The organism is Saccharopolyspora rosea, from assembly GCF_025643595.1.
Classification (GTDB): Bacteria; Actinomycetota; Actinomycetes; order Mycobacteriales; family Pseudonocardiaceae; genus Saccharopolyspora; species Saccharopolyspora rosea.
In genome coordinates this window covers 4,991,168-5,014,525 of sequence record NZ_CP102826.1, presented here as the reverse complement: position 1 = coordinate 5,014,525, position 23,358 = coordinate 4,991,168, and the positions used below count along the sequence as shown (strand labels likewise).

The window sequence follows — 23,358 nt, the reverse complement described above, 5'->3', positions numbered from 1 at the left end:
CCGGTTCCGCGCGAAACCGGGCGGTCGACATCGCCACTACTGCCCGTGCCGGAAGGCGTCGACGGTGTCGCGGGTGACGACCTGGACCGGGATGGCCGTCGGCTTTCCGGGGCCGAGGTCGTGGGTGCGGGCGGCGCGGACCGCCTGGTCGACCGCGACCCGGCCGAGCAGCTTCGGTTGCTGGGCCACGTCGGCGCTCTCGGCGCCCGCCTGCACCGCCGCCAGGCCCTCCGGGGTGCCGTCGAAGCCGACGACGCGGACCTGCGAGCCCGCGCGGGGCCCGAGCGCCTTGATCGCGCCCAGCGCCATCTCGTCGTTGGCGGCGAACACGCCCCGGACGTCCGGGTGCGCCTGCAGGACGTTCTGCATCACGTCCAGCGCCTTGGTCCGGTCGAAGTCCGCGGGCTGCGAGGTCACCACCTGGATCCCCGGGTGGTTGCGGATCTCCTCGGTGAAGCCCTGACCGCGCTCCCGCGCGGCGGACGTGCCGGGCTGGCCTTCGAGCACCGCGACCGGGCCGGAACCGACCTGCTGCGCCAGCTGCTGCGCGGCGAGCCGACCACCGGCGACGTTGTCGGAGGCCACGGTGGTGACCGCGGTGCCGCCGCTGGGCGCGCGGTCGACGCCGACCACCGGGATGCGCGCGGCGTTCGCGGCCTTCACCGACGGCACGACGGCATCGGAGTCCACGGGGTTGAGCACGATCGCGTCGACGTTCTGCGCCAGCGCGTTCTGCACCGCGTTCGCCTGCTGCGACGCGTCCTCCGAGGAGTCGGTGACCAGCAGGTCCACCCCGAGCCGGTCGGCCTCCTGCTGGGCGCCCGCCCGGACGTCCACGAAGAACGGGTTGTTCAGGGTGGACACCGACAGCGCGATCTTCAACCGGCCGTCGGAGGCGGTGTGCTGGCGCTGGTACACCGCCCATCCGGCGAAGACCACGAGCAGCGCCGTCACGACCGCCGTGGCGCGCCGCACGGCCGGGGTCCGCAGCAGGCCCGGTCCGCGCCGTCCGGCGCGCCGCCGCTGCCGCATGGCGTCGAACAGCACCGCGGCCGCGATGACCGCACCGATCGCGACCTGCTGCCAGAACGCCGAGACGTCCAGCAGGTTCAGGCCGTTGCGCAGCACCGCGAGCACCAGCGCGCCGACGAACGTGCCCAGCGCCGAACCGACGCCGCCGGACAGGCTGGCGCCGCCGATGACGACCGCGGCGATCGCGTCGAGCTCGTACCCGGTCCCGGCCTCCGGCTGCGCCGACGCCAGGCGCGCGGTCAGCAGCACCCCGGCCACCGCCGCGAACAGCCCGGACAGCGCGTAGATCAGCAATCGCTGCCGGGTGACCTTGATGCCGGACAGCCGGGCGGCCTCGGCGTTGCCGCCGATCGCGTACATCGCGCGCCCCGCGTAGGTCCGGCGCAGCACGAACGCGGTGATCAGCCCGATCGCCACCATGACCAGCACCGGGTACGGCAGCACGCCGAACAGCTCGCCGCTGCCCACCGAGGACAGCCAACCGTCCACAGTGATCGGACGGCCGTCGGCGATGACCAGCGCCAGCCCACGACCGACGCTGAGCATCGCCAGCGTGGCGATGAACGGCGGCACCCGGCCCGCGGTGATCAGCACCCCGCTGACCAGCCCGGCGACCGCGCCGGACGCCAGGCCGACCAGCACCGCCAGCCACAGCGGCAGTCCGGCACCGGCGACCGCCCAGCCGGTGACGATCCCGGCCAGCCCGGCGACGCTGCCCACCGACAGGTCGATGCCCCCGCTGACGATCACGAACGTCATGCCGAACGCGAGCACCGCGACCACCGACGCCTGCACGCCGACGTTGAGCAGGTTGTTCGCGGTCAGGAAGTCCGGGGACAACAGCGCCAGCAGGACCACCAGCACCAGCAGACCGCCGAGCGGACCGGCGGCGCGCCCCAGCGCGATCCGTCGGCGGGGCCGCCGTTGCTCGCCGACCTCGTTGTCAGGCATCGGTTTCTCCTCGTGTGTCGTCGGCCGAGACCGCAAGCGCCAGCACGCGTTCCTGGGTCGCCTCGGCACCGGTGAGTTCCCCGCGCAGCCGGCCGTCGGCCATCACCAGCACGCGGTCGCTGAGCCCGAGCAGTTCGGGCAGGTCGCTGGAGACCACCAGCACCGCGGTGCCGGCGCGGGCGAGTTCGTTGATCAGCTCGTAGATCTCGGCGCGAACGCCGACGTCGATGCCGCGGGTCGGCTCGTCGAGCACCAGCACCCGGGGCTGGGCCAGCAGCCACTTGCCGATGACGATCTTCTGCTGGTTGCCGCCGGAGAGCGTGACCGCGGGCTGGTCCAGCCCGGCCACCCGGATCCGCAGCCGCCGCACCGACTCCTCGGCCCGGCGGCGCTGGTCGGCGAGGTCGACCAGGCCGGCGCGGGTGCGGTCGGACAGCGTGGCCAGCCCGAGGTTCTCGGCCACCGACGCGCCCAGCACCAGCCCCTGCCCGGCGCGGTCCTCGGGCACCAGGGCCAGGCCCGCGCCACGCGCCGCGGCGATGTCGCCCGGCGGGACGCGGCGGCCCTCGACCAGCACTTCGCCCCGGTCGTAGCGGTCCGCGCCGAACAGCGCGCGGACCAGCTCGGTGCGGCCCGCGCCGACCAGCCCGCCGATGCCGACGACCTCGCCGGCGCGCGCGGTGAAGCTGATGTCCGACAGCACGCCGTGCGCGGTCAGGCCGCGCACCTCCAGCCGCACGTCGCCGATCTCGGCCTCGCGCGGCGGGTACTGCTGCTCGACGGTGCGGCCGACCATGAGCCGCACCAGCTCGTCCTGGTCGGTGTCGGCGGGGACCTCGGCGACCTTGGCGCCGTCGCGCAGCACCGTGACCCGGTCGCCGATCTCGGCGACCTCGTCGAGCAGGTGGGAGATGAACACGACGCCGACGCCGTGCGCGGTCAGGTCCCGCACGATGCCGAACAGCCGGTCCACCTCGGCGCGGCTGAGCACCGCGGTCGGCTCGTCCATGATGAGGAACCGGGCGTCCAGGCTGAGCGCCTTGGCGATCTCCACGGTCTGCCGCTGCGCCACGCCGAGGTCCCCGACGACGGCGTCGACGTCGAGGTCCAGTCCCATGCGCTCGACCAGCTCGCGCGCCTGTCGGCGCATGGCGGACCGGTCGACGATGCCGAACCGGCTGAGGAGGCCGCGGCGGGCGCGGCCGTCTTGCGAGGGGCGACGGGTGGACTGCTGCGGCGTGTCAGCGCCTCCGTGGGGGGTGGTGGCCGGGCGACGGGTGGATTGCCGCGGCGTGTCAGCGCCTCCGTGGGGGGTGGTGGCCGGGCGACGGGTGGATTGCCGCGGCGTGTCAGCGCCTCCGTGGGGGGTGGTGGCCGGGCGACGGGTGGATTGCCGCGGCGTGTCAGCGCCTCCGTGGGGGGTGGTGGCCGGGCGACGGGCGGGCCCCAGGAAGATGTTCTCCGCGACGGTGAGCTGGGGGACCAGCGCCATCTCCTGGTGGATGGTGGACACGCCGAACCGCTCGGCGTCCTCGGGGCCGCGCAGCCGCACCGGGCGGCCGTCCACCCGCACCTCGCCGGTGTCCGGCTGGTGCACTCCGGCCATGGTCTTGATCAGGGTGCTCTTGCCCGCGCCGTTCTCGCCGAGCAGCACGTGCACCTCGCCGGGGCGCACGTCGAAGTCCACCGCGTCCAGCGCGCGCACGCCGGGGTAGACCTTCGAGACCCCGATCAGCTCCAGGTGCCCCTGGTGCGAGTCGTCGGCCATCGCCGTGCCAGCCTTTCCGCTCGTCGTTGAGCCGGGTGGAAACGCGATGTAATCGGTTTCCGCAGCGGAGCAACTCTGAACCACCCGAAAGCGGCTGTCAAGAGGTGAGTTCGTGGCGAAACCGATTACACTCGTAGCTCTGCGGGAAGGAGTGCAGTGAGCGTCACGATCCACGACGTGGCGGCGCGTGCCGGGGTCTCGGTGGCCACCGCCTCGCGCGCGCTGTCCGGACAACGCGGTGTCCGCCAGGAGAACCGCGAGAAGGTGCTCGCCGCGGCCCGGGACCTGCGCTACGAACCGAACGTCGTCGCGGCCGCGCTGCGCAGCCGGACCACGCACACCACCGGCATGGTCGTGCCGAAGATCGCCAACCCGTTCTTCGCCACCCTCGTCGAGGCGGTCGAGCAGGAGCTGCAGGGCGGGCAGCGCAGCCTGCTGCTGGCCAACTCGCACTACGACCCGGAGACCGAGCAGCAGCAGGTGCGGGCCCTGCTGGACCGGCGGGTCGACGCGATGGTGCTGATCCCGTGCCACCGGGAGCGCAGCCGCGAGGTGATGGAGGCGGCCGCCGCGCGCGTCCCGGTGATCCAGCTGGACCTGCGGGTGGACGGCTTCGACGGCAGCTGGGTCGGGGTGGACAACGAGGCGGGCATCCTGCGCGTGGTCCGGCACCTGGTGGAGCGCGGCTGCCGACGACTGGTGTTCGTCGGTTCGGAGCCCACCGACTCGGCGGCGCAGGCCCGCCTCGACGGCTACCGCCGCAGCGCGGGGGAGTCCGGTTCGGACGTGCTGCTCGGCGACTTCAGCAAGGAGTGGGGGCAGTGCGCGGCGCAGCGCCTGCTGGCCCGCGCGGCGCTGCCGGACGGCATCGTGTGCGGCAACGACACCATCGCCCTCGGCGTGCTCAGCGCGCTGGCGGAGGCGGGCGTGCGGGTGCCCGAGGACGTCCGCGTCACCGGCTTCGACGACATCCCGTACGCCGAGCTCGCGCAGCCGCCGCTGACCACCGTGCGCCAGCCGCAGGACCAGATCGCCGCCGAAGCGGTCCGCGTCCTCGACGCCCGGCTCGCGGGCACCGAGTCGGCCGCGCGCCGCATCGCCATCACGCCGGAATTCGTCGAACGCGCCTCGGGCTGAGCGCCTGTCCTCGAACCGGCCCGTCAGGACGATCGCGAGCGCGTTCGCCGCTTTCTCCCGTTGGGTGAGTGGTCTCGCCACCGCTCCGGTTCCGGCGGGTGAGCGAGCACACGTCCCCGCGCGGTGCGCCGCAGCTACCCTGGTCGGCGGTTTCCGAGCGCACGAACCGGAGTTATCCACTGTGGACGAATTGGTGCGGGAGTGGACCGCGCGGCTGCTCGACACCGGCAACGTGACGGCGCTGGTCGTCGGCGTCGTGGCGCTCGTGCTGGTGTGCTACCGGAGCACGTGGCGGGTGCTGCGCAACGTGGTGACGATCGCGCACGAGGGCGGGCACGCCGTCGTCGCGCTGCTCAGCGGCCGCAAGCTCAACGGGATCCGGTTGCACTCCGACACCTCGGGGCTGACCGTGTCGACCGGCAAGGCGCACGGGCCTGGCATGGTGTTCACCCTGCTCGCCGGCTATCCGGCCGTGTCGCTGCTCGGGCTCGGCGGCGCCTGGCTGGTCACCGCCGACCTGGCGCGGGTGATGCTGTGGGTGTGCATCGGCCTGCTCGTGGTGATGCTGCTGGCGATCCGCAACGCCTACGGCGTGCTGTCGGTGGTCATCACCGGCGCGGTGCTGTTCGCGGTGTCCTGGTACGCCACTCCCGCCTGGCAGGCGTCCTGCTGCGCGCTGCTCAGCTGGTTCCTGCTGTTCGGCGGGATCCGCCCGATCGCCGAGCTGCGCGGCAAGCGCGTCCGCGGCCGGGCCTCCGAGTCCGACGCCGACCAGCTCGCCCGGCTCACCGGGCTGCCCGGCGGCGTGTGGCTGGGCACCTGGTTCCTGGTCGGCATCGCCGCCCTCGTCGTCGGCGCGCAGTGGCTGCTGGTCATGCCGCAGGTGTGAGGGTTCGCTCGTTGCTCGACGCCCTCGGATGGAGCAACATCGCGGCGTGACGAGTGCTGCTTCGTTGGGCGGGACGTTCCCGCTGACCGCTGATCTGACCGTCCGGCGCATCGGGTTCGGCGCCATGCAACTGGCCGGTCCCGGTGTGTTCGGGCCGCCGGCCGACCGCGACCGCGCGGTCCGCGTGCTGCGCCGCGCCGTGGAACTGGGCATCGACCACATCGACACCAGCGACTTCTACGGCCCGTGGGTGGTCAACGAGCTGATCGCCGAGGCGCTGCACCCCTACGCCGAGGACCTGGTGCTGGCCACCAAGATCGGCGCCTACCGCGACCACCGGGGCGGCTGGCTGCCGCTCGGCCACCCCGACGCGTTGCGGGCCCAGGTGCACGACAACCTGCGCAGGCTGCGCGTCGACGCGCTGCACCTGGTCTACCTGCGGCACACGGGGGACCTGCCGGGCATCGCGCTCGACGACCAGCTCGGCGCGTTGGCGGAGCTGCGCGAGGAGGGGCTGGTCCGCAACGTCGGTCTGTCCAACGTGTCCGGTCCGCTGTTCGAGCGGGCGCGGGAGGTGCTGCCGATCGCGGCCGTGCAGAACCTCTACAACGTCGTCGACCGGACCTCCGAGGAACTGCTGCGGCGCACCGCCGAGGAGGGCGTGGCGTTCGTGCCGTTCTTCCCGCTGGGCTCCGGGTTCGCCGACAGCCGGGCCCGCGAGGACGACGTGCTGCGGCGCGTCGCCGAGCGGCACGGGGCGACGCAGGCGCAGGTGTCGTTGGCGTGGCTGTTGCAGCGGTCGCCGAACGTGCTGCTGATCCCGGGCACCTCGTCGGTGGAGCACCTGGAGGACAACACCGCGGCAGGCGGGGTGGAACTGGCCGCCGACGAGGTCGCCGAGCTGGACGCCCTCGTCGCCGAGGGCGCTTCGCTGGAGGCGGAGCACGCGTGACCCGGGCGCCCGGGGACCGGCGGTGCATCTCACCTGCGTGCTTCCCCGATGGGGGAAGCAGCTGACGCCGCGTGCGGAGCAGGCCCGAACGCTGATCTCGATCGATACGGATGGTCGCGTCCAGGTTACGCCCTGCGGGGGCAGTTGATGTCACCCAGTAGTCTGGGCGGCACGCAGCGGCACGACGAGGCGAGGGATGGCCTTGACCGATTCGGGGACATGGGTACCGCCAGGGGTCGACGAGGAAGTCCCGAGCGCGGCGCGGCTCTACGACTACCTGCTCGGCGGTGCGCACAACTTCGCCGCCGACCGCGAGTTGGCCGAGCGCTTCCTGGCCGCGCTGCCGAGCGCCCGCCACGTCGCGCGGCTCAACCGCGCGTTCCTGCGCCGCGCCGTGGTCTTCATGGCCGAGCAGGGAGTGCGGCAGTTCCTCGACATCGGCTCGGGAATTCCGACGGTCGGCAACGTCCACGAGGTGGCGCAGGGCATCGACCCGCAGGCCCGGGTGGTGTACGTCGACTACGAGTCGGTCGCGGTCGCGCACGCCCAACTCCTGTTGGAGGGCAACGAGAACGCCACCATCGTGCAGACCGACATGCTCGACCCGGCGAGCGTCCTCCAGCACCCGGAAACCCGGACGCTGCTGGACTTCTCCCGGCCGGTCGGGCTGATCATGGCCGGGGTGTTCCACTTCGTGCCGCACGATCGGGACGCGCCCGGCATCATCGGGCGCTACCGCGATGCGCTCCCGTCCGGCAGCTACCTCGCCCTGTCGCACTTCACCGCGGACGTCAGCCCCGACGAGATGGCCGAGGTGGTGGAGGTGATGCGGCGCAGCTCCGACCCGGTGCACACCCGCACGCACGCCGAGGTCACCGAGCTGTTCACCGGTTTCGACCTGGTCGAGCCGGGGGTGGTGGGCACCGCGCTGTGGCGGCCGGAACGCCCCGAGCTGGCGGCTCGGCTGCCGGGCGCCTCGCAGATCTACGCGGGGGTGGGGCGCAAGCCGTGATCGGTGGTGTCGGGGTGGTGCGGCGGTCGGTGGCCCGATGACCGACCATGCTGGTGGCGCCCGCGGGGGGCGCGTGGTGCGAGTCGACGGACAGGTGGGTTGAGGTGCGATCCCCGGACGACCCGAGAGGCGGCCCGGAGGTGCTGACGTCGCAGCGGCGGGACGACCGGTGGCAGGCCGAGGTGGCCGGCCGGTGGGCTGCCGAGCTGAGCACTGCCTCGTACATCCCGATGTCCCGCCAGGCCGTGGAGGACGCCCTGCGGGAACTCGTCGAGGAGGTCGTGCGGGCGCTCGACGGGGCGTCCGAACTGGACGAGGTGGGCCGGTCGGTCGGCGACCGGCTGGTCCGCATCCACGCCACCGGCGAGGAGAGCCTCGGCATCAGCCTGCGGGTGCTGCGCGACGCCCTGGTCGCCGAGCCCGGAGGCGGCCAGGTCCGGCCGCTGGTGCAGCTGCTCACCGGCATCGCCGTCGGCTACGCCGCCGCCGACCGGGAGAGCACGTTCATCCAGCAGGAGACGCTCAAACGCGCCCTGCTGCGGTCCAAGCTCAAGGCCGACCGCGACCTGGCCGCCAGCGAGGCCCGGTTCGGCGAGGTGTTCAGCAGCACCCCGATCGGCGTGGCCATCTGCGAGCTCGGTGGCGAATTCGTCCAGGTGAACCCGGCGTGGGAGGACACCCTCGGCTACCGGTCCGCCGACCTGGAGTCGATGACCATCCACGACCTGTTCCACCCCGACGACGCCGAGTACGTCGCCGCCGCCTACGCCGAGATCGCCGAGACCGGGAGGTCGGGACGGCTCGACGAGCGCGTCCGCCTCGTCCGCGCCTCGGGCGAGGAGGCGTGGGCCTACCTGGCGCTGTCGGTGCTGCGCGGCCCCGACGGCTCGGCGCGCCGCCTGGTGACCATGGTCGAGGACATCACCGAGCTGCACCTGCTCCAGCAGCAGTTCCAGTACCAGGCGCTGCACGACGCGCTGACCGGCCTGCCGAACCGGCAGTTCTTCCGCACCCGGTTGGAGACCGCGCTGTGCAACCTGCCGCCCAACGCCCGGCTCGGGCTGTACCACCTGGGGCTGGACGGGTTCCAGCTGATCAACGACGGTCTCGGGCACGCCGTCGGCGACCACGTCATCCGGCTCGCCGCCCGGCGCCTGGAAGGTCTCGTCGACAACGAGGAGGCGCTGGTCGCGCGCTTCGGCGGTACCGAGTTCGCCGTGCTGATGTGGGAACGCGAGGGCACGCCGGGCGTCGGCGAGTTCGTCGCGATGGTCAACGACGCGCTGTCCAAGCCGATCTACGTCGGTGACCAGGGCATCGCCACGTCCGCGAGCATCGGCGTGGTGCAGCGGCTGGCGGGCGAGGGTGACGCCACCGAGATGCTGTGGGCCGCCGACGTCGCGCTGCGCCGCGCCGAAGCCGTCGGCAAGCGGCAGTGGGCGCTGTTCGACCCCGATCGGGCGCCGGAGGAGCGGCTGGAGGCCAAGCGGGCCGCCGTGATGCCCGGCGGGCTGGCCACCGGCGAGTTCGACGTCGCGTACCGGTCGGCGATGGACCTGCGCGACGGCCGGACGTACGGGGTCGAGGCGCAACTGCTGTGGGAGACCGAGGAGTTCGGCACCATCCGGCACCACGAGTGCTTGCGCCTGGCGGAACGCTCCGGCGTCACGCTCTCGCTGCGCGACTGGATGCTGCGCACCGTCTGCGAGCACCGCGCCGAGTGGTGGCGCGACGGGCACCCGACCGCCGTGGCGGTCCGGCTGAGCGCGAACCAGGCGCAGGACCCGGACCTGGTCGCGGTGGTCCGCCGGGCGCTCGCGGACGACCCGGGCGAAGGCGGGGAACTGCGGCTGTGCATCCCGACCTCGGCGGTGCTCGGCCCGCACGAGGAGGCCCGGGAGAACGTCCACCACCTGGACGCCCTCGGGGTGCGCACGGCGTTGCACGGTTTCACCGGCGCCGCGGAGGAACTGCACCAGCTGCGCACCCTGCCGGTCGACGTCGTCCAGCTCGACCACGGCATGGTGGAGCTGGTCCACGACGCGCTGGCCGAGGGCCCCGCGGCGCTCGACGCGCCCGAGGTCGACGCGGTCCGCGGCATCGTCCCGTTGATCACCCGCTGCGGCGCGGACATCTGCGTCGGCGAGATCGACACCGACGTGCAGGCCCGCTTCTGGCGCGATCTCGGCTGCCGCATCGGGCTCGGCGCCGCCTACGGCGACGCGGTGCTGTCCTTCGACGTCCCCGACCTGCTGAGCAAGATCAGCTGACCACAGTGGACACAGCGACCGCGCCGCCCCGGATCGCTCAGGATTCCAGGGCGGCGCGGACGATGCCGAGCGCTTCGTCGGCGTCCAGGCCGAGATCGCGGACGGTGCGGGCGTAGGCCGCTGCCGCCGCGGCGGCGCGGGCGCGGCTGCGGTCGCCGGTGGCGCTGACGAACGTGCCCGCGCGGCCGCGCGTCTCGATCAGGCCGGCGCGTTCCAGCTCGCGGTAGGACTTGGCGACGGTGTTGGCCGCGATGCCGAGGTCGGCGGCCAGCGCCCGGACGGTCGGCAGCTTCGCGCCGACCGGCAGCTCGCCGGTGTTGATCCGTTCCGCGATGCCCGAGCGCACCTGCTCGAACGGGGCGACGTCGGAGTGGGGGTCGTAGCCGATCCGCATGCCTCAAGCCTGCCGGAAGGCGTCCAGCAGTCGCTCGGCGGCCAGGCTCGCGGTCAGCTCACCGGCCCGAACCTGCGCCTCCACCGAGTCCACGACCGCCCGCACGCCCGGGTGGTGCAGCAGTTCGGACATCAGCTGGTCGCGCACCAGCGCCCACGTCCACTCGACCTGCTGGCGGCTGCGCTTCTCGGCCAGCTCGCCGGTCTCGGCCAGTGCCGCGCGGTGCTGCTCGACCTGCTCCCACACCGCGTCCAGGCCGCTCCCGTGCAGTCCGCTGCAGGTCAGCACGGGCGGTCGCCAGGTGGCGCTGACCGGGGTGAGCAGCCGCAGCGCGCCGCGCAGCTCGCGCGCCGCCTTGCGGGCCTCGCCCTCGTGCTCGCCGTCGGCCTTGTTGACCGCGATGATGTCGGCCAGCTCCAGCACGCCCTTCTTGATGCCCTGCAACTGGTCGCCGGTGCGGGCCAGGGTCAGCAGCAGGAAGCAGTCGACCATCCCGGCCACGGTGACCTCGGACTGCCCGACGCCGACGGTTTCGACCAGCACCACGTCGAACCCGGCGGCCTCCATCAGCACGATCGTCTCGCGCGTCGCCCGCGCGACGCCGCCGAGCGTGCCCGCCGAGGGCGAGGGCCGCACGAACGCCGCCGGGTCCGACGCCAGTCGTCCCATGCGGGTCTTGTCACCGAGGATGCTGCCGCCGCTGCGGGTCGACGACGGGTCGACGGCCAGCACCGCGACCCGGTGCCCGGCCGCGGTGAGCGCGGTGCCCAGCGCCTCGATGAACGTGGACTTGCCCACGCCGGGCACGCCGGTGATGCCGACCCGGTGCGCACCGCCGCTGTGCGGCAGCAGCTCCACCAGCAACTCCTGGGCCTTCACCCGGTGTTCGGCGCGGGTGGACTCGACGAGCGTGATCGCCTGCGCCAGCTTCGTGCGGGAGCCGGCGAGCACGCCCTTGGCGTAGTCGGAGACGTCGACGGTGCGCGGCATGGTCAGTGTTCGAGTCGGGTGCGCAGTTCGGCGAGCAGGCCGCGCGCCGCGTCGGCGATGGGGGTGCCGGGCGGGAAGATCGCGGCGGCTCCGGCTTGGCGCAGCGCGTCGAAGTCGGCGGGCGGGATGACACCGCCGACGACGATCATGATGTCCTCGCGGCCCTGTTCGGCCAGTTCGTCGCGCAGCGCCGGGACGAGCGTGAGGTGTCCGGCGGCGAGGCTGGACACGCCGACGATGTGCACGTCGGATTCGGCGGCTTGGCGGGCGACTTCGGCCGGGGTCTGGAACAGCGGTCCGACGTCCACGTCGAAACCGAGGTCGGCGAAGGCGGTCGCGATGACCTTCTGCCCGCGGTCGTGGCCGTCCTGGCCCATTTTGGCGACCAGGATGCGCGGTCGGCGCCCCTCGACCTCGGCGAAGTCGGCGACTTCGGTGCGGGCGGCGTCGAGCGCCTCCGACGGCCCGGACTCGTCGCGGTACACGCCGGTGATGGTACGGATCTGCCCGGAGTGGCGGCCGAAGACCTTCTCCAGGGCGTCGGAGATCTCCCCGACGGTCGCCTTGGCCCGCGCGGCGTCCACGGCCAGGGTGAGCAGGTTGTGGTCGAGGTCGTCGGGCCGCTGGTCGGACATCGCGGCCTCGGCCGCGGCCGACAGCCGCCGCAACGCGTCCTCGCAGGCTTGCTGGTCGCGTTCCTCGCGCAGCCGCCGGAGCTTGTCCAGCTGCTGCGCGCGGACTCCGGCGTTGTCCACTTTGAGCACGTCGATCTGCTCGTCGCCGTCGTGGCGGTACTTGTTGACGCCGATGAGCGGCTGGCGCCCGGAGTCGATGCGGGCCTGGGTGCGGGCGGCGGCTTCCTCGATGCGCATCTTCGGGATCCCGGCGTCGATGGCCTGGGCCATGCCGCCGGCGTCTTCGACCTCGCGGATGTGCGACCAGGCGCGTTCGGCCAGATCGGCGGTCAGCCGCTCCAGGTAGTAGGACCCGCCCCACGGGTCGATGACCCGGGTGGTGCCGGATTCCTGCTGCAACACCAGTTGGGTGTTGCGCGCGATGCGCGCGGAGAAGTCGGTGGGCAGCGCCAGCGCCTCGTCCAGCGCGTTGGTGTGCAGCGACTGGGTGTGCCCCTGGGTGGCGGCCATCGCCTCCACGCAGGTGCGCACCACGTTGTTGTAGACGTCCTGGGCGGTCAGCGACCAGCCCGAGGTCTGCGAATGGGTGCGCAGCGACAGGGATTTCGGGTTCTCCGGTCCGAAGGGCCGGACCAGTTTGGCCCACAGCAGCCGCGCCGCGCGCAGCTTGGCGACCTCCATCGCGAAGTTCATCCCGATGCCCCAGAAGAACGACAACCGGGGCGCGAACGCGTCGATGTCCAACCCGGCCTGCCGCCCGGCGCGCAGGTACTCCACCCCGTCGGCCAGCGTGTACGCCAACTCCAGATCGGCGGTCGCCCCGGCCTCCTGGATGTGGTACCCGGAGATCGAGATCGAGTTGAACTTCGGCATCCGCCGCGAGGTGTAGGCGAAGATGTCGGAGATGATCCGCATCGACGGCTGCGGCGGGTAGATGTAGGTGTTGCGGACCATGAACTCCTTGAGGATGTCGTTCTGGATGGTCCCCGCCAACTTCTCCGGCGCCACGCCCTGCTCTTCGGCGGCGACGATGAACAGCGCCATCACCGGCAGCACCGCACCGTTCATCGTCATCGACACGCTCATGCGGTCCAACGGGATGCCGTCGAACAGCTGCCGCATGTCGTAGATCGAGTCGATCGCCACACCCGCCATGCCGACGTCCCCGCCGACCCGCGGGTGGTCCGAGTCGTAACCGCGGTGGGTGGCCAGGTCGAACGCCACCGACAGGCCCTTCTGCCCGGCCGCCAGATTGCGCCGGTAGAACGCGTTCGACTCCTCCGCGGTGGAAAACCCCGCGTACTGCCGGATCGTCCACGGCTGGTTGACGTACATCGTCGGGTACGGCCCGCGCAGGAACGGCGGCAGTCCCGGGTACGTGCGCAGGAAGTCCAGGCCCGCCACGTCCGCGGCGGTGTACAACGGCTTCACGCCGATGCCCTCCGGCGACTCCCACACCAGCGCGTCGGACTCCTTGCCGGTCTCGGCCAGCAACGCCTCCTGCCACCGCGCCGGATCGGCCGGTTTCGCCGCGTCCAGCGGGATCTCGGCGAAGTTCGGGATCTGCTGCGTCATTGCCCCACTCCCAACCTGCGGTGGACGTCGGTGAGGACGGCGCGCGCGTCGCATCCGGTGTGCACGAATGCGTCGACGCCCTCGGGCGGCTCGGCCGGTTTCCCGGCCAGCAGCACGTACTGCGCCCCGGCTCGCTTCAGCGCTCGGGCGGTCCCGGCGGCGCGTTCGGCGTAGATCTCGTCGCCGGAGCACAGGCACACCACCGGTTCGCCGGAGTACGCGGCGAGAACGTCCTCAGTGGACTCCGTGGCGCCCGCGTCGGTCGCGGCCACGCCCCCGGCGGCCAACAGGTTGCGGGTGAACGACTCGCGGGCGGTGTAGACGGCCAGCGGCCCCAGCGTCGCCAGGAACACCGTCGGGCGCTCCCCGGTGGCCGCGAGATGTTCATCGGCGGCGTCCCGCAGCGCTTCGAAATCCTCGGCGTGGCGGTGCCGCGGCAGCCCACCCGCCGGTCGCTCGGGCGCGGGCGCGCGCTGGAGCGGGGGTTCGTCCAGGTTCGGGAACTCGCTGACACCGGTGATCGCGTCGGTGCGGTGCGCCACCGCGTCCCGCCGCCGCTGCCAGGTCTCGGCCAACCGCTCGGCGACCAGCCCGGACTCCAACGCGGCGGGCAACCCGCCCGCCGCCTCGATCTCCTGGAACCAACCCCACGCCGCCCGGGCCAGCTCGTCGGTCAGCGACTCGACGTACCACGAGCCGCCCGCCGGGTCGATCACCTGCGCCAGGTGCGACTCCTCCAGCAGCAACGACTGCGTGTTGCGGGCGATGCGGCGCGCGAAGGAATCCGGCAGCCCGATCGCCGCGTCGAAGGGCAGCGTGGTCACCGCCTGCGCCCCGCCGGTCCCGGCGGCGAAGGTGGCGATCGTGGTGCGCAGCATGTTCACCCACGGATCGCGGCGGGTCAGCATCGGCTCCGAGGTCACCGCGTGCTGCACCTGCGCCCGCCCGGGCTCGGCGACACCGCAGGTGCGGGTCACCTGCTCCCACAGCCGCCGCGCGGCCCGCAGCTTGGCGATGGTGAGGAACTGGTCGGCGGTCGCGGCGTAGCGGAACTCCAGCTGCCCGGCCGCGGTGTCGACGTCCGCGCCCGCGTCGACCAGCCAGCGCAGGTAGGTGGTGCCCGCGGCCAGCGCGCAGCCGAGCTCCTGCGCGTCCGAGCCGCCCGCGTCGTGGTACGGCAGTCCGTCGGCGACCAGGGCGCGCAGTCCGGGGAACTCCGCGGTGCAGCGCAGCGCCAGCCGCACCGCGGCCTCGCGGTCGCCCGCGCGTCCCGTCCTGGCCTGCTGCGAGAGCGGGTCGGCGCCGAGCGTCCCCAGCAGCGCGGTCGGTCGCACGCCCTGCTCGCGGGCCAGCTCCAGGTAGGTGTCGGCTGCGGCGGGGAAGTCCTCCCCGGCGTCGAGCACCACCCCGATCATGTCCAGGTGCACGCCCTCCAGGGCGTCCGCGAGATCGTCGACGGCGAGCCCGCCGGTGCCCAGCACCAGCCACAGCGACGACACGCCGTTGTACAGATCCGCCAAGATCTCGCGGTTCGACTCGGCCGCGTCGGGGTGCGCGTGGCGCTGCCGGACGTCCCAGCCGCCGACCGCGCCGCCCTGTGGTCGGCTGCCGCGCAGGAACGGCGCCAGACCGGGCATTCCCGGCTCGACCTCGGTCCCGGTGTACAGCGGGTGCACCGCGATCCCGTCGTAGGTCCGCGAGGCCAGCACGTCCTCCACCGGACCGGGTGGTGCCTCGTCCCCGATCAGGCCCGACCTGCGCAGCACCTTCGCCACCTGCGCCTGCCACTGCTCCCGGGAGGGGGCGTCGAACTCCGCGGCCAGGGCGAGGCCGGGTCCGCCGCTCGACGTCGAGTGCGCCACCATGGATGTGATGGTAGGCCCGCGCGGCATTTCCGGAACCGATCATTCCTGTGAGCCACGTCGCAGCCGCCGCGGCGCTGTCGCGGTTCAGTGATCGACATCCACGGCTTTTGGAGAGCACCGACAAACGCTCATGGCGCGGTGCCGCTGCCGCAGAGGTGGTACTCCCAGCCGTTGGCCGGGGTGTAGTGCAGTTCGTAGTGCGTCTCGATCTTGGGGCCGTCGTGCAGGTGGATGTGCCGCAGCAGCCGCCCCGCCACGGCCTCCGAGTCGCGCAGCACCTGGACCCGGCCGTCCAGCGGCCCGCCCACGAAACGCACGTTCCGGTTCGCCATCTCGTCCCTCCGCCGCGCGTTCGACGTTCCCGACCCCATGGTCCCCGATCCGCGACCACCGGCACCAGGCGACGGAAGTCCTGGCAGCGGTCGGGAAAGCCGGGCTTCGAACCTGCTCCCGGGACCAGGTTCGAAGGCAGGTGCGGCTCAGGACGAACCGATATCGGCCCAGCGCAGGGCGAACCACAGCTGCATGCGGACCTCCGGGTCGGCGAGGTCGACGCCGAGGGCGCGCTCGACCTGGGCGATGCGGTGGCGGACGCTGTTGCGGTGGATGCCCAGCGCGGTGGCCGTGGCCTCCCAACCGCCGTGGTGGGCCAGCCAGGTGCGCAGCACCTCGACCAGACCGCCCTGCGCGTCGGCGCGCCGCAGCGGCGCCAGGACGTCGGCGGCGAAGGCCGCCGCGGCCTCGGGGCGGACGGCGGTGGACAGCCCGAGGTCGGCGTCCTCGGCCACCACCGGCCGGTCCAGCGCCAGGCCGCGTGCCAGCAGGTCGGTCACCTCGCCGGCGGCGCGGGGCAGCGCGTCGGCGTCGCAGTGGCGGCTGACCACCGGAACCCAGCCCTGGCCGTGCACCGCGGCGAGCGCGTCGCGGGACGGGCGCTCGGTGACGACCGCGGTGAAGCCGCCGTCGCCGGTCAGGTCGACCAGCGGCGTCCCGAGTCGTTCGACCAGCCACGCGTGGTCGGTGGGCCCGCCCGGTCGGCTTCGGCGGCGGGGCGCACCCGCGACCACCCGGTAGCCGGTCCCGGGCAGCAGCCGGGCGAGCGCCGCGCCGCGCGGCAGCGCGCCCAGCAGCAGACCCGTGGTCGCCCCGGCCAGCGCGGTGCTCGCCGGGCCCGCGCCGCCGACCAGGCCGAGCAGCGTCGTCGCCGCCGCGACGACCGCGCGGTCGGTCTCGCCGAAGCGGTCGCGCCGCCCCACCACGAGCAGCCGCGACCCGGCGGCCTGCGGGGAGACCGGCTGCGCCAGCACGGACGTGCCGTCGGCGAGCGCCGTGGTGGCGCTGCGCCTGCCCCGGCCGGCGCGCAGCCGGGCGAACAGGTCGGGCAGCTCGGCGGGCGGCCACGCGGCCGGGGCGCGGTGCGCGGCCACCCGCTCGTCGTGGGCACCGACCAGCGCGGCCCAGCCGTCCACCCGGTCGGCCAGCTCCCGGACCAGCGCTGCCAGCCCGCCCTGGGCGGCCCGGGCCAGCGCCTCGCGGGCCACGGCGAGGCGCCGCTGCTCGCGCTGCGCCGCCTCGGCCACCGCGACCGCCACGGTGCGGCTGATCGCCAGGAACGGGGTGCGCCGCGGCACCACGAGCAGCGGCAGGCCCTGGTCGACGCAGGCGTCCCGCAACGGTTCCGGCAGCCGGTCGTGCATCGGCGGCGTCAGGCCGAAACCGAGCGCGGTCACCCCGGCGGCGAGCAGCCCGGCCACGTAGTCGTCGAGGTCGTCGGCGGCGGACATGTTGACCCCGGCGGTGAGCAGGAGTTCACCGCCGAGCAGGTAGGGCGCCGGGTCGCGCAGCTCGCTGACGTGCGCCCAGCACACCGGCAGGTCCAGCGCGCCGGGCCGCGCGCTGCCGTCGACGACCTGGAGCGCGAGACCGGGGGCGGTGACGACCTCCCGCAGCGGAACGGACGCGACCTGCTGGGTCATCACGGCCAGAGAGTACGCCGATCCGGGACGGAACGTCCCATGTCCCCGGGGTGCGCTGCGCGCTTACGGTGTCCCGCAACACCCGCAAGCCCTGGAGGTTCGCCGTGCTCGCTGACTACGTGGTGATCGCGGTCTACATCGCCGCGATGCTCGGCATCGGCTGGATCGGCATGCGCATGGCGCGCACCAAGAGCGACTACCTGCTGGCCGGACGGCGACTCGGCTGGTTCATGTACTCCGGCACGATGTCGGCGATCGTGCTCGGCGGCGCGTCCACGATCGGCGGTGTCGGGCTCGGCTACACGCACGGCATCTCGGGTGCCTGGCTGGTGCTGACGATCGGGCTGGGCATCCTCGCGCTGCACGCGTTCTTCGCCCGGCGGCTGGTGCGGCTGCGCGTCTACACCGTCTCGGAGATGCTGGACCTGCGCTACGGCGGGTCGTCGACGGTGATCGCCGGCGTGGTGATGTGGGGCTACACGCTGATGCTCACGGTCACCTCGACGCTGTCCTTCGCGACGATCTTCCACGTGCTGTTCGGCCTGCCCAGCGCGCTGGGCATCGTGATCGGCGGCGCGATCGTGGTGCTGTACTCGGTGCTCGGCGGCATGTGGTCGATCACGCTCACCGACATCGCCCAGTTCGTCATCAAGACGATCGGCATCATGCTGATCCTGCTGCCCGCCGCCCTCGTCGCGGTCGGCGGCGCGAGCGGGTTGGCCGACCGCGTCCCCGCCGGGTTCTTCGACCTCGGCGGCATCGGCGGCGCCACGATCGTCACCTACGTGCTCACCTACGGGTTCGGGCTGCTCATCGGTCAGGACATCTGGCAGCGGGTGTTCACCGCCCGCAGTCCGCGGGTGGCCACCGGCGGCGGCCTGCTGTCCGGGGCGTACTGCCTGGTCTACGGCTTCGCCGGGGCGCTGGTCGGCACCGCGGCCCGGGCGCTGTACCCGCACCTCGGCGACGCGGACGACGCCTTCGCCACGATCGTCGAGCACCTGCTGCCGTCCGGGGTGCGCGGCCTGGTGCTGGCCGCCGCGCTGTCCGCGCTGATGTCGACCTCCAGCGGCGCGCTGATCGCCTGCTCCACGGTGACCACCACGGACATCCTCGGCCGGTTCCGGCGCGGCGCGGTCGGTGTGACCACCAGCCGGATCACCACGCTGGTGCTGGGCCTGGTGACCATCGGCATCGCGACCGCGGTGCACGACGTGGTCGCGGCGCTCACCGTCGCCTACAACATCCTGGTCGGCGGGCTGCTGGTGGCCATCCTCGGCGGTCTGGTGTGGAAGCGCGGCACCCGGGCGGGGGCGCTGGTGTCCATGGTGGTCGGTTCGGTCGTGGTGCTGGTGTCGATGGCGGTCGACGGACTGCTGGCCAACGAACCGATCTACTACGGGCTCGGCGCGAGCCTGGTCTGCTACGTGGTGGTGAGCCTGCTGACGCCGCGCACCGACGAGGAGGTCCTGCGGACCTGGAACGCCCGCCTCAGCGGTCGGGAGGCGGCGGAAACCCCCGCGCCCGTCGAGGCGTGACGGGCGCGGCGGCGGAACGGAGATGACGATGCGCATCGGTGGCGACCTGGTCGTCGAGACGCTGCGGGCGCTGGGCGCCCGGACCGTGTTCGGGCTGCCCGGGCAGCACGCCCTCGGCCTGTTCGAGGCGTTGCGCCGGGCGCCGGACCTGCGGGTGGTCGGCGCCCGGGTGGAGAACAACCTCGCCTTCGCCGCCGACGGGCACGCCCGCGCCCGGATGGCCGCCGACCCGGCGGGCCCGGTCCCGGTGACGCCGATGGTCGTCTCGACCGGGCCGGGTGCGCTGCTGACGCTGTCGTCGTTGCAGGAGTCCCGCGCGGCGTCGGTGCCGGTGCTGGGCATCTCCAGCCAGGTGCCGGTCGCCGGTCTCGGCGGCGGGCGGCACGGCTACCTGCACGAACTGCCCGACCAGCAGGCCAGTTTCCGCGACGTGGTCAAGTCGGTGCACGTGGTCCGCGCGATCAGCCAGATCCCCGGTGCGCTGCGCGCCGCGTGGGAGTCCGCCGCGACGCCGCCGTTCGGTCCGGCGTGGGTGGAGATCCCGCAGGACGTCCTGCTCGCGCCCACCGAGTTCCCGCGGATCGCCGACGTCCGCGCGACCCCGGCGGCGGTGCAGCCGCTGCCGGAGCTGCTCGACGAGGCCGCCCGGCTGCTCGCCGCCGCCGAGCGGCCGGTGATCCTCGCGGGCGGCGGAGTGGCCCGGGCCGGGGCCGCCGGGCCGCTGCGCGAACTGGCCGAGGCGCTGCGCGCCCCGGTGCTGACGACGTTCGGCGGCAAGGGCGTCTTCGACTGGGAACACCCGCTGTCCGGTCAGTCGTGGCTGGAGGACTGGCACAGCACCGAGTTCCTCGCCGACGCCGACGTGCTGCTCGTGGTCGGCTCCGGACTCGGCGAGCTGACCAGCAACTACCACTGCTTCACGCCGCGCGGCAGGCTGGTCCACATCGAGGCGGACGCGGGCGAGCTCGAAGCCAACCACCCCGCGCTCGGCGTGCACGCGGACGCGCGGGCGGCGCTGACCGCGCTGGTCGAGCGCGTCCCGCGCCGCGAGCCGGACGGCCGGGCCGAACGCGCCGTCGCCGAGCTCCGCGAGAAGGTGCGCGCGCGGCTGGCCGAGCAGGACCTCGACCTCGAACAACGGGTGCTCGCCGAGGTCCGCGCGGCGCTGCCGGAGGGCACCCAGACGTTCTGGGACATGACGATCCTCGGCTACTGGGCCTGGTCGGCGTGGAACGCCGACGCCGCGCCGATGCACAGCGCGCAGGGCGCGGGCGGGCTGGGCTTCGCGCTGCCCGCCGCGCTCGGCGCCGCCGCGACCGGCTCGCCCGCGCTCGCGGTCTCCGGAGACGGCGGCGCGATGTACGGCATCGCGGAACTGGCCACCGCCGTGCAGCACCGGCTGGACGTGACGTGGCTCGTCGTCGACGACGGCGGCTACGGCATCCTCCGCGAGTACCTGACCGGCGCGTTCGGGCAGACCACCGGCACCGAGCTGGCCCGGCCCGACTTCGTCGCGCTGGCCGGGGCCTTCGGCGTCCCGGCCGTGCGGACCTCGGTCGAGTCGCTGCGCGCCGACCTCGCCGCGGCGCTGGCCACCCCGGGTCCGAGCGTGGTGGTCCTCCCGCAACGGCTGCGGATGTTCGCCCCCACCCACGTGGGTTCGGCCACCCCGGCTGGCCAGGCCGAAAGCTGACCAGGGACGATCGGAGCACGATGATGCTCACCGATCACCTCCCAGCAGCAGACCCCGGCACCGGCGACCCCGACCCCGACGCCCTGCTCGAAGCGTTCACCGAGTGGACCACCGGCCAGGGCATCGAGCTCTACCCGGCGCAGGAGGAAGCGCTGATGGAGGTCGTCACCGGGGCCAACCTGATCCTGAGCACGCCCACCGGCTCCGGCAAGAGCCTGGTCGCCACCGGCGCGCACTTCACCGCGCTCGCCGCGGGCAAGCGCACCTTCTACACCGCGCCGATCAAGGCCCTGGTGTCGGAGAAGTTCTTCTCGCTGGTCGAGGTCTTCGGCGCGGACAACGTCGGCATGATGACCGGCGACAGCAGCGTCAACGCCGACGCGCCGATCATCTGCTGCACCGCGGAGATCCTGGCCAACATCGCGCTGCGGGACGGCGCCGACGCCGATGTCGACCAGGTCGTGATGGACGAGTTCCACTTCTACGCCGAACCGGAGCGCGGCTGGGCCTGGCAGGTGCCGCTGCTGGAACTGCCGCGCGTCCAGTTCGTGCTGATGTCCGCCACGCTCGGCGACGTCACGTTCTTCCGCGACGACCTCACCCGGCGCACCGGGCGCGAGACGGCGGTGGTGACCTCGGCGGAACGGCCCATCCCGCTGACCTTCCGCTACGCCAAGACGCCGCTGCACGAGACCATCGAGGAGCTGCTGGCCGGGCAGCAGGCGCCGATCTACGTCGTCTACTTCAACCAGGCGTCGGCGCTGGAGCAGGCGCAGGCGCTGATGAGCGTCAAGGTCGCCAGCCGCGAGCAGCGCGACCGGATCGCCGAGGCGATCGGCGACTTCCGGTTCACCGCGGGGTTCGGCAAGACGCTGTCCCGGTTGGTGCGCCACGGCATCGGCGTGCACCACGCCGGGATGCTGCCGAAGTACCGGCGGCTGGTGGAACAGCTCGCGCAGGCCGGGTTGTTGAAGGTCATCTGCGGCACCGACACCCTCGGCGTGGGCATCAACGTGCCGATCCGCACCGTGCTGCTGACCGGGTTGACGAAGTTCGACGGCACCCGCACCCGGCACCTCAAGGCCCGCGAGTTCCACCAGATCGCCGGACGGGCGGGCCGCGCGGGCTACGACACCGCCGGGTACGTCGAGGTGCAGGCGCCCGAGCACGAGATCGAGAACGAGCGGGCGCTGGCCAAGGCGGGCGACGACCCGAAGAAGAAGCGCAAGCTGGTCCGCAAGAAGGCGCCCGAGGGCTTCGTGTCCTGGAGCGAGAAGACCTTCGAGAAGCTGGTGGCCGCCGAACCGGAGCCGCTGCGCTCCAGCTTCCAGGTCAACCACGCGATGCTGCTGAACGTGATCAACCGCCCCGGCGACGCGTTCGCGGCGATGAAGCACCTGCTCACCGACAACCACGAGGACCGCGCGGCGCAGCGCAGGCACGTCCTGCGGGCCATCGCGATCTACCGGGCGCTGCTGGCCGCCGGGGTCGTGGAGCAGCTCGACGAACCCGACGAGCAGGGGCGCCGGGTGCGGCTGACCGTGGACCTGCAGTTCGACTTCGCGCTGAACCAGCCGCTGTCGCCGTTCGCGCTGGCCGCCGTCGAACTGCTGGACCGCGAGTCGCCGTCGTACCCGCTGGACGTGCTGTCCGTCATCGAGTCCACACTGGACGATCCGCGGCAGGTGTTGTCGGCGCAGCAGTTCAAGGCCCGCGGCGAGGCCGTCGCGCAGATGAAGGCCGACGGCATCGAGTACGACGAGCGGATGGAGCTGCTGGAGGAGATCACCCACCCCAAACCGCTGGAGGAACTCCTCGACGCCGCCTACGAGACCTACCGCAAGGGGCACCCGTGGGTCGGTGAGCACGAGCTGTCGCCGAAGTCCGTGGCCCGCGACATGTACGAGCGGGCGATGAACTTCGTCGAGTACGTCGGCCACTACGGGCTGGCCCGCTCCGAGGGCCTGGTGCTGCGCTACCTGGCCGACGTCTACAAGGCGCTGCGGCACACCGTGCCCGACGACGCCAAGACCGAGGAGCTCACCGACATCATCGAGTGGCTCGGCGAGCTGGTCCGCCAGGTCGACTCCAGCCTGCTCGACGAGTGGGAGAAGCTGCGCCACCCCGGCGACGAGGACGTCCCGGCCGCCGCGACCGAGCAGCAGCCGGAACGGATCACCGCGAACGAGCGGGCGTTCCGGGTCCAGGTCCGCAACGCCCTGTTCCGCCGCGTCGAACTGGCGGCCCGCCGCCGCTACGACGAGCTGGGCGAGCTGGACGCCGAGTCCGGATGGGACGCCGACGCCTGGGCCGACGCGCTGGAGGACTACTTCGCCGAGCACGACGAGATCGGCACCGGTCCGGACGCGCGCGGCCCCGCGCTGCTGATGATCACCGAGGAGGCCGACCGCTGGCGGGTCCGGCAGATCTTCGACGATCCCGAGGGCGACCGGGACTGGGGCGTCAGCGCCGAGGTCGACCTCGCCGCGTCCGACGAAGCCGGCCACGCCGTCCTCCGGATCACCGCCGTCGACCGCCTCGACTGATCGCGCCGGGCGGCTCGTCCGGGGCACCCGGAGGCGGGATGTCCGGTTCGCGGCCTGCGGTGTCCCGGGTGGAGCGTCGACGTGCGATCGTCGTCTGGTCGCGGTCGCGGGAGTTCCGATATCGTCTGGCGTCCG

16 protein-coding genes are annotated in these 23,358 nt (G+C 73.0%); 8 read left to right on the top strand and 8 right to left on the bottom strand.

Annotated features, from left to right (window positions below):
- Nucleotides 1-36 precede the first annotated feature (36 nt).
- Nucleotides 37-1,983: an ABC transporter permease/substrate-binding protein gene (locus NV263_RS23235; RefSeq protein WP_263248734.1), complete on the bottom strand. Its 1,947-nt coding sequence runs from the start codon at nucleotides 1,981-1,983 to the stop codon at nucleotides 37-39.
- The gene (locus NV263_RS23230) at nucleotides 1,976-3,751 is read right to left on the bottom strand and encodes a sugar ABC transporter ATP-binding protein (RefSeq protein WP_263248733.1); all 1,776 of its coding nucleotides are present in this window, start codon (nucleotides 3,749-3,751) and stop codon (nucleotides 1,976-1,978) included. Before NV263_RS23230 ends, NV263_RS23235 begins: the two co-directional genes overlap by 8 nt.
- Before the next feature lie 156 nt (nucleotides 3,752-3,907).
- On the opposite strand from NV263_RS23230, the gene NV263_RS23225 reads away from it, so the two are divergent.
- The 5 genes from NV263_RS23225 (at nucleotide 3,908) to NV263_RS23205 (ending at nucleotide 10,011) form a co-directional block, all read left to right on the top strand.
- On the top strand, nucleotides 3,908-4,888 hold the full coding sequence (locus NV263_RS23225) for a LacI family DNA-binding transcriptional regulator (protein ID WP_263248732.1): 981 nt from the start codon (nucleotides 3,908-3,910) through the stop codon (nucleotides 4,886-4,888).
- Nucleotides 4,889-5,069: 181 nt separating this feature from the next.
- Nucleotides 5,070-5,777: a M50 family metallopeptidase gene (locus NV263_RS23220; protein WP_263248731.1), complete on the top strand. Its 708-nt coding sequence runs from the start codon at nucleotides 5,070-5,072 to the stop codon at nucleotides 5,775-5,777.
- 46 nt (nucleotides 5,778-5,823) lie between these two features.
- On the top strand, nucleotides 5,824-6,729 hold the full coding sequence (locus NV263_RS23215; RefSeq protein WP_380760088.1) for an oxidoreductase: 906 nt from the start codon (nucleotides 5,824-5,826) through the stop codon (nucleotides 6,727-6,729).
- 202 nt (nucleotides 6,730-6,931) lie between these two features.
- A complete protein-coding gene (locus tag NV263_RS23210) occupies nucleotides 6,932-7,741 on the top strand; it encodes an SAM-dependent methyltransferase (RefSeq protein ID WP_263254323.1) in 810 nt (269 codons plus the stop codon).
- Nucleotides 7,742-7,845: 104 nt separating this feature from the next.
- Nucleotides 7,846-10,011, top strand: a complete 2,166-nt coding sequence (locus tag NV263_RS23205; RefSeq protein WP_263248729.1) for a putative bifunctional diguanylate cyclase/phosphodiesterase — start codon at nucleotides 7,846-7,848, stop codon at nucleotides 10,009-10,011.
- Nucleotides 10,012-10,048: 37 nt separating this feature from the next.
- Here NV263_RS23205 and NV263_RS23200 read toward each other — a convergent pair whose 3' ends face one another.
- From NV263_RS23200 to NV263_RS23175, 6 genes are all read right to left on the bottom strand, one after another.
- A complete protein-coding gene (locus NV263_RS23200; RefSeq protein WP_263248728.1) occupies nucleotides 10,049-10,405 on the bottom strand; it encodes a GntR family transcriptional regulator in 357 nt (118 codons plus the stop codon).
- 3 nt (nucleotides 10,406-10,408) lie between these two features.
- Complete coding sequence (gene meaB / locus NV263_RS23195; protein ID WP_263248727.1) at nucleotides 10,409-11,395, bottom strand: methylmalonyl Co-A mutase-associated GTPase MeaB; 987 nt, start codon at nucleotides 11,393-11,395, stop codon at nucleotides 10,409-10,411.
- Between the two features lie 2 nt (nucleotides 11,396-11,397).
- Nucleotides 11,398-13,605, bottom strand: a complete 2,208-nt coding sequence (gene scpA, locus NV263_RS23190) for a methylmalonyl-CoA mutase (RefSeq protein WP_263248726.1) — start codon at nucleotides 13,603-13,605, stop codon at nucleotides 11,398-11,400.
- Entirely contained in the window at nucleotides 13,602-15,470 is a 1,869-nt protein-coding gene (locus tag NV263_RS23185) for a methylmalonyl-CoA mutase subunit beta (RefSeq protein WP_263248725.1), read from the bottom strand. Before NV263_RS23185 ends, scpA begins: the two co-directional genes overlap by 4 nt.
- A 128-nt stretch (nucleotides 15,471-15,598) precedes the next feature.
- The gene (locus tag NV263_RS23180) at nucleotides 15,599-15,802 is read right to left on the bottom strand and encodes a hypothetical protein (protein WP_263248724.1); all 204 of its coding nucleotides are present in this window, start codon (nucleotides 15,800-15,802) and stop codon (nucleotides 15,599-15,601) included.
- 147 nt (nucleotides 15,803-15,949) lie between these two features.
- Nucleotides 15,950-17,446: a PucR family transcriptional regulator gene (locus NV263_RS23175; RefSeq protein ID WP_263254321.1), complete on the bottom strand. Its 1,497-nt coding sequence runs from the start codon at nucleotides 17,444-17,446 to the stop codon at nucleotides 15,950-15,952.
- A 104-nt stretch (nucleotides 17,447-17,550) separates the two neighbouring features.
- On the opposite strand from NV263_RS23175, the gene NV263_RS23170 reads away from it, so the two are divergent.
- Genes NV263_RS23170 through NV263_RS23160 form a run of 3 tightly spaced genes read left to right on the top strand, consistent with a single transcriptional unit; the run spans nucleotide 17,551 to nucleotide 23,223 of the window.
- Nucleotides 17,551-18,984: a sodium:solute symporter gene (locus tag NV263_RS23170; RefSeq protein WP_263248723.1), complete on the top strand. Its 1,434-nt coding sequence runs from the start codon at nucleotides 17,551-17,553 to the stop codon at nucleotides 18,982-18,984.
- A gap of 22 nt (nucleotides 18,985-19,006) precedes the next feature.
- Nucleotides 19,007-20,677, top strand: a complete 1,671-nt coding sequence (locus NV263_RS23165) for a thiamine pyrophosphate-binding protein (protein WP_263248722.1) — start codon at nucleotides 19,007-19,009, stop codon at nucleotides 20,675-20,677.
- Between the two features lie 20 nt (nucleotides 20,678-20,697).
- Complete coding sequence (locus tag NV263_RS23160; RefSeq protein WP_263248721.1) at nucleotides 20,698-23,223, top strand: DEAD/DEAH box helicase; 2,526 nt, start codon at nucleotides 20,698-20,700, stop codon at nucleotides 23,221-23,223.
- Nucleotides 23,224-23,358: the final 135 nt, after the last annotated feature.

Excerpts from the sequence above, each read along its gene's own strand:
- NV263_RS23165 (WP_263248722.1), top strand. The coding sequence starts at position 19,007 with ATGACGATGCGCATCGGTGGCGACCTGGTCGTCGAGACGCTGCGGGCG.
- NV263_RS23235 (WP_263248734.1), bottom strand. The coding sequence starts at position 1,983 with ATGCCTGACAACGAGGTCGGCGAGCAACGGCGGCCCCGCCGACGGATC.
- NV263_RS23200 (WP_263248728.1), bottom strand. The coding sequence starts at position 10,405 with ATGCGGATCGGCTACGACCCCCACTCCGACGTCGCCCCGTTCGAGCAG.
- scpA (WP_263248726.1), bottom strand. The coding sequence starts at position 13,605 with ATGACGCAGCAGATCCCGAACTTCGCCGAGATCCCGCTGGACGCGGCG.
- NV263_RS23180 (WP_263248724.1), bottom strand. The coding sequence starts at position 15,802 with ATGGCGAACCGGAACGTGCGTTTCGTGGGCGGGCCGCTGGACGGCCGG.
- meaB (WP_263248727.1), bottom strand. The coding sequence starts at position 11,395 with ATGCCGCGCACCGTCGACGTCTCCGACTACGCCAAGGGCGTGCTCGCC.
- NV263_RS23175 (WP_263254321.1), bottom strand. The coding sequence starts at position 17,446 with ATGACCCAGCAGGTCGCGTCCGTTCCGCTGCGGGAGGTCGTCACCGCC.
- NV263_RS23230 (WP_263248733.1), bottom strand. The coding sequence starts at position 3,751 with ATGGCCGACGACTCGCACCAGGGGCACCTGGAGCTGATCGGGGTCTCG.
- NV263_RS23185 (WP_263248725.1), bottom strand. The coding sequence starts at position 15,470 with ATGGTGGCGCACTCGACGTCGAGCGGCGGACCCGGCCTCGCCCTGGCC.
- NV263_RS23160 (WP_263248721.1), top strand. The coding sequence starts at position 20,698 with ATGATGCTCACCGATCACCTCCCAGCAGCAGACCCCGGCACCGGCGAC.